Origin of the sequence: Actinomadura sp. GC306, assembly GCF_004348665.1 — a bacterium.
In the GTDB taxonomy this organism is placed as follows: Bacteria; Actinomycetota; Actinomycetes; order Streptosporangiales; family Streptosporangiaceae; genus Spirillospora.
Window position 1 is genome coordinate 1 of record NZ_SMKM01000540.1, and the last position, 1,052, is coordinate 1,052.

At 71.7% G+C, this 1,052-nt stretch carries 1 protein-coding gene; it reads left to right on the plus strand.

The genetic code is table 11. The features are described from left to right. The coding region (locus tag E1200_RS33375; RefSeq protein ID WP_207933677.1) for a cellulase family glycosylhydrolase at positions 1 to 1,045 on the plus strand (1,045 nt) is incomplete at its 5' end. Between the last annotated feature and the right edge of the window lie 7 nt (positions 1,046 to 1,052).

Genomic DNA, 1,052 nt, shown 5'->3' on the forward strand with positions numbered 1-1,052 from the left:
GCCCACCACTCCCCCGCCCGGCGGGACGGCCCCCGAGCTGAGCGTCTCGGGCAACAGGCTCGTGGACGCCGGCGGCGGGACCGTCCGGCTGCGCGGGGTGAACAGGTCCGGCGGGGAGTTCGCCTGCGTGCAGGGCTACGCCTTCTGGGACGGCCCGATGGACGCCGCGTCGGTCGCCGCGATCAGGAGCTGGAACGTCAACGCGGTCCGCGTGCCGCTCAACTCCGACTGCTGGCTCGGCCTGGACAACGTCGAACCCGCCTACCGCGGCACCGCGTACCAGAACGCGGTCAAGGACTACGTCGCCCTGCTCACGGAGAACGGCATCACGCCGATCCTGGAGCTGCACTGGAGCCACGGACTGTGGACGGGTTACGACAGCCACTGCGACACGGCGGCCGCCGAATGCCTGAAGCCCATGCCGGACGCCCGGTACGCGCCCGAGTTCTGGAGGCAGCTGGCCGACGCGTTCAAGGACGACCGGGCCGTGGTCTTCGACCTGTTCAACGAGCCGTACCCGAACAACCTGCAGGTCATGGACTACGACCAGGCGTGGCGGTGCTGGCGGGACGGCGGGGACGCCTGCCCGGGCCTGACCTTCGAGGCGGCCGGGATGCAGGACCTCCTCGACGCCGTCCGCGGCACCGGCGCGCAGAACGTCGTCCTGGTCGGCGGCAACAGCTACAGCAACGACCTCAGCCGCTGGCTCGCGCAGCGGCCCGCCGACCCGGCCGGGAACCTCGCGGCGTCCTGGCACTCCTACAACTTCAACTACTGCAGCGACGCCGCCTGCTGGGACGAGCAGATCGCGCCGGTCGCCGCGGAAGTGCCGCTCGTCGCCGGCGAGTTCGGCGAGAACACCTGCGGCCACGGCTACGTCGACACGCTGATGGCGTGGCTCGACGCGCACGGCGCGTCCTACCTCGGCTGGACGTGGAACACCTGGGACTGCTCCAGCGGCCCCTCCCTGATCAGCTCCTACGACGGCACGCCGACCCCGTACGGCGCCGGCCTCCGCGACCACCTGCTCGCCACCACCCCCTGACCCGGCC